Consider the following 8,511-nt stretch of genomic DNA (forward strand, 5'->3'; position numbering starts at 1 on the left):
TAATCATGGGTTCAGCTTTTTTAAGCGTAAGATTGTTTTGTTTTTCATCTGAAAAATTGAGTGTAATAAAAGCGCGATACTGAATGCTATCAACCACCAATTGGTTATTCTTGACATCAAATTTCTCATCTAAAGTAATTTCATACCGCCCATTTTTATCAGTGAGTGCGAAAAACCCTGTATTTACAATAACTAACCTTATTCCAACAGCGGGTTTATTATCTGCACCAATAACATAGCCATATATTTTTTTGGGTACAACCGGTTTTGTAACATCGGTTCTCTTATTTATACTATTTGTTATTTCGATTGGTGTTTTAAAATTTTCTGCCCTGGCATCCATTACAAAAATGCTCATGCCAATAGCCAATACACCAAGATATTTCATCCAGTTTCTATTGCTTGTTGGAACAATGGACAAATGATAATTAAGTTGGTTTAATTGGGTTTTGCTTAAACGGCCACATACAGAAGAACTGGCTCCAGCCAATACACTGATAATTTCGGCATTGGTATAGCCCGAAAAGTCAATTACATTCTTGCTACAGGTTTTACAGAAACTAAAGCCCTCTCCTTTATCCATTTCATCCCAGTTCTGCAAACATGGCTCGGCTATGGTAACTTCGTTAATTCTCGTTTTCATCGTGGTTGTTTTTAGAGATGATGAAACTTTCAGGAGAATTCCACAAGAGGTTTTAAATAAACTTCAACAGTTCGTTGTATAGCTTTTCTGTTGGTAAGCCCATTACGTTAGTATAAGAGCCTTCAATCCGTTGTACTACTACGATACCCCACCAATCTTGCACGCCATAACTCCCAGCCTTATCAAAAGGTTTATAATTATCAATGTAGAAATCAATTTCCTCGGCTGTAACAGATTTACAGTAAACCGCTGTCCTATCGTAAAACGAATGAATTTTATCGCCTTTAACAAGAGTTACAGCTGTAAAAACTTCATGCCTGCTTCCCGATAGCTTTTTTAACATTTCTTGTGCATGCGCCCTATCTTCAGGTTTACCTAAAATTTCTCCGTTTAAGGCTACAATGGTATCAGCTGTAATCACTATTTCACCATTAGCAGTAAAAGCCTTAGCCTTCTGTTCTGAAATGTAAACGGCAATTTCTGCGGGACTTAAATCCGATGGGTAGCTTTCATCTACATCTTTTAGTTCTACTTTAAAATTTAAGCCCATAAGCGTTAAAAGCTCTTGTCTACGTGGCGATTTAGATGCTAAAATAATGGGAGGGAAATTGGCAGGCATATTTTATTTTTCTGCTAAAATAAGAAAAGCGACATAAAGCCGCTTTTCTTATTTGATATTTTACCAAGATTAGTTATTTCCACCACCTTGTCTACGTTTTTCCATTTCAGCACGTTGCTCTTTTTGCCAAGCTTCGTAAGTTTTTTTCTGATCGTCTGTTAATACTGCAGTTACTTTTGCATCATTATCAGCACGCATTTTTTGCATTTTCTCTCTCATTGCATCTCTATCGCCACCACCTTGCATTTCTTCACGCATTTTTTTCATGGTTTCCGCCTGCTCAGTAAAAACAGTGGTTAACTTTGTTTTTTGATCATCAGATAACTTTAATTTTTCGTCTAACTGTTTTACGCGTTCTTCAGGCTTCATCATCATTCTGCCTTGTCCACCACCTTGTTGCGCGTTAGCGAAACCAGCTATACCTAGCATTAATCCGCAAATCATCATTAATTTTTTCATGTTGTTTTTGTTGTTTTTGGTTGAAAATTGAGCTAGTTGGAGTGTGCAAAAAGACGAAAGTTTAATCTGTAAATGTAACTTAGCTGTTGCAGATTAAAACAGTTAATCTTTTAGCAATAACACGGGCACATGTGATTTAATGGTCAATTTTTGAGATACACTTTCATGCAATAAACTTTCGAAAAAACTATATTTTTTGGGCAATGCGATAATCAGCTGCGCTTCTTCATTTTTAGCAAATTTTACTATTCCTTTAATTGCATCAGGATGATCCGCATAGTGATAAGCGGGAGAAAAATCTTTGAGCATTTCGTGTAAAAAGTGCTCTTCCTTCAAATCAATAACATCACCAGAGTTAATATTAAGCACCAAAAGTTCTAAAGCATGTTTGCTTAAAATATTTTTAAGTGCGTGCATGGGAATCACCTCTTTAACCTTTCTAAAATCGCAGGCCAAAATGGCTTTACGGATTGATTGATAATCGGCCTTAGGCGGAACAACCAAAACCGGAACCGGGCTTGATTTAGAAATTTTGATCGCATTAGAGCCGATATCACTTTCGTCTTTCGCTTTTTTACCGTTACTACCAATAATAATGAGTTCGATCTCTTCCCTATTTACCCGATCGATGATAGAACGCAGGAGTGTTTCTCTAGTGAGGTAAATTTCTACTTCAGCCTTCGGATTGATCCCGAGCATTTTTACCTTAAGTTTTTCCAGTGCTTCGAGCCTTCTCGTAATTTCATCAGCGATATGAGCATCTGTGGTAACAATTAAATCGGGTGTTGGCAAAATGCTTTCGTATTCTGAAACATAATAGGCATTAAGCAGTATAATTTTTGAGTTCGTCATCGCAAAACTCAGCCTGGCGGCATATTGGGCTGCGTGATCTGCTGTGTTCGAAAAATCTACTGGTACAAGATATGTGCTCATGTGATTAAATTTAACATTTTTTACGTTAACAAATTAATCAATCGATTGATTAATTTGTTAACGTAAATTTCGCACATAATCTGATGTATTGCAAATTTTAATGTCTGAGATTTATAATCTTATTTGGAGTTACCGGCATTCTGAACTTGTTTCAGAATCTTACATGCAGAATGATATTTTTTTAGGAGGGCTTAAATTATCTGGCTGATAAAGACCCTGAAACAAGTTCAGGGTGACGGATCGCAAAAGATCCTTCGACTCCGCTCAGGGATGACTATAACTTGGGCCGTCATTTCGACTGGAGCACAGCGAAATGGAGAAATCTTTAAGTTAATTAGCTATTTGGATGGATGACGAAAAGATCCTGAAACAAGTTCAGGAAGACGGCTCTTGGTAGCTGTCGATTTGTTCAGGAAGACAATCCGCTTAGAGACTTCCTACCAATGAACGAATGGCTAATGAACTATTGAACTAATTACATCCCCGAATCGGCAGCATTTGGATTTTCATCGTGCCATCTGCCCTGTACTTTCATTACTTTTTCGATAATATCGCGGACAGCGGTTTTGCCTCCATTGTAAGGAGAAATGAATGTAGATATCGCTTTTATTTCTGCTACGGCATCAGCCGGGCAGGTTGGAAGCCCTACAAGTTTCATTACTTTTAAATCAGGAATATCGTCGCCCATGTAAAGCACTTCTTCTGCAGCAATGTTTTTATCCTGAAGATACTGATTAAAAATGGCCACCTTATCTCCCGTACCGAGGAAAACATCGGTTACACCCAGATTGAAAAAACGCTTCCCCATGGCAATACCATCTCCACCAGATATAATACAGATGTTATATCCTCTCTTAACGGCCAACTGCATGGCATAGCCATCTTTAATGTTAAAAGTGCGCAACGACTGGCCATTATCAGTAACCTGAACTGATCCATCGGTAAGCACACCATCTACATCAAAAATGAAAGTGGTGATCTCTTTTAGTTTCTGTAAAAACATTCGCACGTTTGGCGTTTAGGGTTAAGCGCTCGGTGCCGACTCTCGACTGAGGACTCCGAACTCAGGACTAATTATTGATTATCTCTCCACTCGTAAACCCAGGCAGATTGAATTTGCTCTAAATGACCTTCACTGCTTTCTTCGCGGGTGCCTTTAAAGTTTGGCAACGCTAAAACCCACTCTAGAAGTTCGGTAAAGCGGATACGGTAGATTTTGGCTTCTGTAAAATCATCACCAAATTTCTCATATAAAGACATTGCAATATCTTCGTAATCGTTCCAGTAAAAAGGTAAAGCAAATTTATCGTTATTCATGTTGTTTTGTTGTTGGTTAATTRTTTGAATTGGTTAATCGGTTAACTGTTTAAATCGGCTAATCGACTCCCGACTGAAGACTTTGGACTCCAGACTAACTAGTGTCCCATAAAGTCAGACTGATCTGGAATGGTAACTTCAATATCGCCGTTAATCACCACACATTGGCAACCTAAGCGAGAAGTAATTTTCGGACGAACAGCTCTATCAATAAAGTCTTCTTCTTTATCAGAAATCTCTTCGATATTATCCATGCCTTTTGTTACGTATACATGGCAGGTACTGCAACCACAAACACCACCACAGTTGTGTTGTAATTCGATTCCGTTATCCAGACAAACATCTAAAACAGATTCACCGGCAGCTATTGGTAATTCAATAGATTCGTGATCTGCTTCTTCAAAATTTATTTTTAGTTTAAAAATGCTCATAATTATTTTGCAAAAGTAATAAGCAGAAGCCGTAATTATGCTATTTCAGCGTTAATTTTATGCTATCGCTCAATGTTTGATAAATGTTCTGCAATTCGGGCATATCGTTTAACATGCTCAAATGCTTATTTAAAGTGCTTTCGTCAGCCCTCACTGCTGGCCCAGTCTGCACATTTTCAGGCAGATTGCTCATTACCTTATCGGCGGTTTCGGCAATTAACGGCCTGATGATTTCGAAATCCAAACCGTTCTGACTTAAAATTTTATTTGCCAAAGCGTATAGGTGATTCGGAAAATTGCAGGCAAATACTGCTGCAAGGTGTAATACTTTTCTTTTCTCGCCACCTAATTCGTACACCTGACGGCTAATTTTAGTTGCCAGATTGTTTAAAATCGCCAATTGACTTTCATCGTTCGCTTCGATACACAGCGGTATATTTTCAAATGAAACTTCTTTACTTTTCGAAAAAGTTTGCAAAGGATAAAAAACACCTGCTTTTTTTACCTGCGACGATAAAATATTAATATCGGTAGTTCCTGAGGTATGCACCACCAAACGGCTTACATTTTTCAATGATTTAGCTACGGTTTCAATGGCATCGTCCTTTACTGAGATAATATATAAATCCGCGTCCTGTTTAACCTCATTTAAATCGCTTACGGCCTCAGCTGCTATTAAATCAGCCAATAACTTTGCATTATTAAGGTTTGGGCTGTACACCTGTACCACATCTTCACCATTGGCTTTTAATGCTTTTGCTAAGTGTGTGGCAACGTTTCCCGAACCTAATAAAACGATCTTCATGATTTTATGCGGTTTTGGCCTCTTTTCTTCTTCTGAAAATTGAAAGTAAGAAACCAACAACCATTACAATAGTACCTGCCCAATATAAATTGATGAAAGGAAATTCTATTGCTTTAAAAACTACCCAGTCTTTAGCCTGCTGAGGTTTTTCAAAAATCTGAAGCTCCACTTTTTTCTCATCTGGTAATACCCTGGCAAAACGGAATTTCAAATCCAATTCATCCACCTTGCGTGCGAAATCGAAAGTGTTATTTCCTTTGATCAAGAAAATAGGTTCTGTATTGTAAACTTTACCGGCAGCATTAATCTCTAATGGTAAACCAACAGCATAATCACCTTGCCCTAAAACTAAATCTTTTGCGATAGGTTTTCTATTTAAATCCTTAACCGTAACAATGCCGCTTGAGGTGTGAATGGTATCTCCTACTGAAACCTTAACAATACGCGGTGTTTTATAATTTTCATCGTCAGAATGACCTTCGTGATCATCGTGCGATTCTTTTTTAATAGCGGCACTGGTAATGTGGGTGTAAACATCATAGGTTAAATAATGCTTGGTATCAGGAGAAGCAATTAAACCCATTTTCTCGTTATCCTGCACATGTGGATGTAAGTTAAAATCTTCTTTAACCTTACCTTCTTTATCTAAAACTTTAAAATTAAGGGTATAAATGGTATTGGGTGCTACCGTGGTATCGGCTACATAGGTTACAGTGTACTTACCCATTTTCTTAGGCTCGTTTTTGTATAACATGATGTTTTCACCTGGTTTTTCTGTTTTCTCGAAATCTTTTACCGGAATAAAATTATTCGCGTTGATGGATAAAGGTTTGTTTGTAGCTGCAGAAATTAATGCACCTAAGATCAGGAAAGCAAAACCAATGTGTGCAATTGCAGATCCGGCCAATTTTGCCTTGCCACCGAAAGCCTGATATAACACCGCAGCATTTGAAAGCACAGCGAATAAACAGCTGAAGGTGATGAGGATATACATTGTGTTGGTGTAAATATTAGCCACATATACCAAACCCGCTGTTAACACAATGGAGAAAATAATTGCCGAAACCAGGCTACTATAAAATTTGCGTGGATCGGTTCTTTTATACTTTAGATATTGAGAGAAACCTGAAATCAAAGTAATTAATACTGCGAAAGGTGCCTGCCATTGGTTGTAATATTTTACAGCATCAATTGGTGGAGTAAAGTTTGTTCCAAACGCCTTATTGAATACGGGTACCGAGGTGGAGAATATTACCTGGATACAAGCTATAGTTACAACTAAAGCGCCAATAAACATCCAAAATTCGCGAGAATAAGTTTCTTCATCTTTGGTGGTAATTGGCAATTCTTTCCATCTTAATACAATGAGCACAACCGCTAAAACAGCGAAAACAACATTGTATAAAATCAAGTGGCCAAACATACCCATATCAGTAAATGAGTGAACTGATGTATCACCTAAAATTCCACTGCGGGTTAAAAACGATGCGTAAAGCACCAATAAGAAACTTAAGAATACTAAAGCAATTGCAGTAAAATAAGCATGACCGGTATTTTTATACGCAATCATTACGTGTACCGCACCAATTAGGGTTAGCCATGGAATTAAAGATGCATTTTCAACAGGATCCCAAGCCCAAAAACCGCCAAAGTTTAACGCTTCGTAAGCCCAGAAAGAACCCATAATAATACCTGTACCTAAAACCATCACCGCAAAAAGCGCCCAAGGCATAGCTGGTTTAATCCATTCTTTATATCGTTTTTGCCATAGTGCCGCAATTCCATAGGCAAAAGGCACAATCATACTGGCAAAACCTAAAAACAAGGTTGGTGGGTGGATCACCATCCAATAGTTTTGCAACAATGGATTTAATCCTCTGCCATCGGTAATAAATTTTAAATAATTAGCGAAGTTTTCAGGGTTTGCGAAAACTACAGGAGCCATTGATTTTAGATCAAGGGAATCTCTTAATAGAATAAATGGAGAACTTCCGATGCGCTCACCCAAAATCTCTACACCTAAAAGCATTGAAGTCAAAAACACTTGAGAGAAGGCCACAACTGTCATTACAGGGCGCTCCCAGGTTTTAGCTTTCCAGATTAATAAAGTACCTAGRAACGATTGCCAGAAGGCCCAGAGCAAGAAACTTCCTTCCTGCCCTTCCCAAAAAGCAGAAATAATATAATGAATTGGAAGTTGTTTTGAAGAGTGCCAATAAATATAACTGTATTCATTGTAGTGGCCCAATACCAGGTAGAACAAAATTGCTCCGATACCAATTATACAGCTAAAATTAACTAAGAATCCAATCCGGCCTAAGTTACGCCAAGATTTATCTTCTAAATTTTTATCGCGACTGGCATAAAAGTATGCGATTGTTGAAAGTAATGATGCACTAAACGCCAGCACAATAAAAAACTGCCCGATTTTACCCGGTAGCAGGTTTTCGCCTACAAATTGAATATCCATTAAAATTAGTTATATTTTTTCTCGCCGTACTTACCTACCGTGTCAACCTTACCGTCTTTATTAATTTCAACAAGGTTATCATTATATTTAGATGGGCATTTCATTAAAATTTTCGACGCGTAAAACTTGTCTTTGTTCATCTTACCGATTAACACAAGCTTTTCTGATTTTTCGAAATCCTGCGGTTTGGTACCTGCGTAAATTACCTCTCTCACTTCTCCCTTTTCATCTTTCATGTGGAATGCAAAATGGTTAGCGTCTTTTACGGCGTCGTAATAAGTACCCATCGATTTTACCCAATAGCCCATAACATGCTCTTCTTTCTCAGAAAGGGTTGCCTGTTTGAAATTAGAGTAGGTGTCGGTATTTGCGTTCAAGCTAAATAAAATCCCTACGGAAATTGCGATGGTAATCAATCCAATGATTGCACTTTTCTTCATGGTTATACTTGTTGTAAAAGCTGGCAACAAAGATAGAAAAATCGGCTTAGCCAGCATTCTTTTACATTTTTCTTGTCTTTATATTGACAATTATCTGATTTTTAAAGTAAAATATTTTCTCAAAAGCCACTATTTATAACCGATCTTAAGTAATATCTTAAATCATTTAAAAGTTTGGGCTGAAATTGTTAAGTTTGGCTTATCAGGTAATCATCCCTTTTTTACATCCCACAATAGAACATAAACCGGATTAACATGAAATTAAAGCAGTTTTATACGCTTTTGTTATTTATAGTTTTGATACCTTTTTTAAGCTCTTGTTTTGAAGTARTTGAAGAAATTGCCATGAAAAACGACGGAACCGGCGATATGGTACTCACCATAAACTTAAGCC

Annotated in this window: 10 protein-coding genes; all 10 read right to left on the reverse strand. The window is 37.5% G+C overall.

Annotation, left to right across the window (positions count from 1 at the left end):
• Nucleotides 1-643, reverse strand: a 643-nt coding sequence (locus AC1DPQ_RS10255; protein WP_477609120.1) for a hypothetical protein, incomplete at its 3' end; no start/stop codon positions are given.
• Nucleotides 644-695: 52 nt separating this feature from the next.
• The gene (locus AC1DPQ_RS10260; RefSeq protein ID WP_477609122.1) at nucleotides 696-1,262 is read right to left on the reverse strand and encodes a Maf family protein; all 567 of its coding nucleotides are present in this window, start codon (nucleotides 1,260-1,262) and stop codon (nucleotides 696-698) included.
• Nucleotides 1,263-1,331: 69 nt separating this feature from the next.
• Complete coding sequence (locus AC1DPQ_RS10265; protein ID WP_086545265.1) at nucleotides 1,332-1,721, reverse strand: Spy/CpxP family protein refolding chaperone; 390 nt, start codon at nucleotides 1,719-1,721, stop codon at nucleotides 1,332-1,334.
• Nucleotides 1,722-1,823: 102 nt separating this feature from the next.
• Nucleotides 1,824-2,654 carry a universal stress protein gene (locus AC1DPQ_RS10270; protein WP_477579239.1) on the reverse strand — a complete coding sequence of 277 codons (831 nt, stop codon included), beginning with the start codon at nucleotides 2,652-2,654 and terminating at the stop codon, nucleotides 1,824-1,826.
• Nucleotides 2,655-3,129: 475 nt separating this feature from the next.
• Nucleotides 3,130-3,657: a KdsC family phosphatase gene (locus AC1DPQ_RS10275; RefSeq protein ID WP_215125761.1), complete on the reverse strand. Its 528-nt coding sequence runs from the start codon at nucleotides 3,655-3,657 to the stop codon at nucleotides 3,130-3,132.
• Between the two features lie 71 nt (nucleotides 3,658-3,728).
• A complete protein-coding gene (gene iscX, locus AC1DPQ_RS10280) occupies nucleotides 3,729-3,971 on the reverse strand; it encodes a Fe-S cluster assembly protein IscX (protein WP_057932363.1) in 243 nt (80 codons plus the stop codon).
• Nucleotides 3,972-4,069: 98 nt separating this feature from the next.
• Nucleotides 4,070-4,402: a 2Fe-2S iron-sulfur cluster-binding protein gene (locus AC1DPQ_RS10285; RefSeq protein WP_029275355.1), complete on the reverse strand. Its 333-nt coding sequence runs from the start codon at nucleotides 4,400-4,402 to the stop codon at nucleotides 4,070-4,072.
• A gap of 40 nt (nucleotides 4,403-4,442) precedes the next feature.
• The gene (locus AC1DPQ_RS10290) at nucleotides 4,443-5,207 is read right to left on the reverse strand and encodes a Rossmann-like and DUF2520 domain-containing protein (protein ID WP_477609124.1); all 765 of its coding nucleotides are present in this window, start codon (nucleotides 5,205-5,207) and stop codon (nucleotides 4,443-4,445) included.
• Between the two features lie 4 nt (nucleotides 5,208-5,211).
• Complete coding sequence (gene ccsA, locus AC1DPQ_RS10295) at nucleotides 5,212-7,677, reverse strand: cytochrome c biogenesis protein CcsA (RefSeq protein ID WP_477582578.1); 2,466 nt, start codon at nucleotides 7,675-7,677, stop codon at nucleotides 5,212-5,214.
• Between the two features lie 5 nt (nucleotides 7,678-7,682).
• A complete protein-coding gene (locus AC1DPQ_RS10300) occupies nucleotides 7,683-8,117 on the reverse strand; it encodes a cytochrome c maturation protein CcmE domain-containing protein (protein ID WP_477582580.1) in 435 nt (144 codons plus the stop codon).
• Between the last annotated feature and the right edge of the window lie 394 nt (nucleotides 8,118-8,511).

This window comes from Pedobacter sp. 01T416_2, assembly GCF_056398925.1.

Bases quoted from the DNA above. Each gene is read 5' to 3' on its own strand.
- AC1DPQ_RS10275 (WP_215125761.1), bottom strand. From the start codon at position 3,657: ATGTTTTTACAGAAACTAAAAGAGATCACCACTTTCATTTTTGATGTA.
- AC1DPQ_RS10260 (WP_477609122.1), bottom strand. From the start codon at position 1,262: ATGCCTGCCAATTTCCCTCCCATTATTTTAGCATCTAAATCGCCACGT.
- AC1DPQ_RS10300 (WP_477582580.1), bottom strand. From the start codon at position 8,117: ATGAAGAAAAGTGCAATCATTGGATTGATTACCATCGCAATTTCCGTA.
- AC1DPQ_RS10270 (WP_477579239.1), bottom strand. From the start codon at position 2,654: ATGAGCACATATCTTGTACCAGTAGATTTTTCGAACACAGCAGATCAC.
- iscX (WP_057932363.1), bottom strand. From the start codon at position 3,971: ATGAATAACGATAAATTTGCTTTACCTTTTTACTGGAACGATTACGAA.
- AC1DPQ_RS10265 (WP_086545265.1), bottom strand. From the start codon at position 1,721: ATGAAAAAATTAATGATGATTTGCGGATTAATGCTAGGTATAGCTGGT.
- AC1DPQ_RS10290 (WP_477609124.1), bottom strand. From the start codon at position 5,207: ATGAAGATCGTTTTATTAGGTTCGGGAAACGTTGCCACACACTTAGCA.
- AC1DPQ_RS10285 (WP_029275355.1), bottom strand. From the start codon at position 4,402: ATGAGCATTTTTAAACTAAAAATAAATTTTGAAGAAGCAGATCACGAA.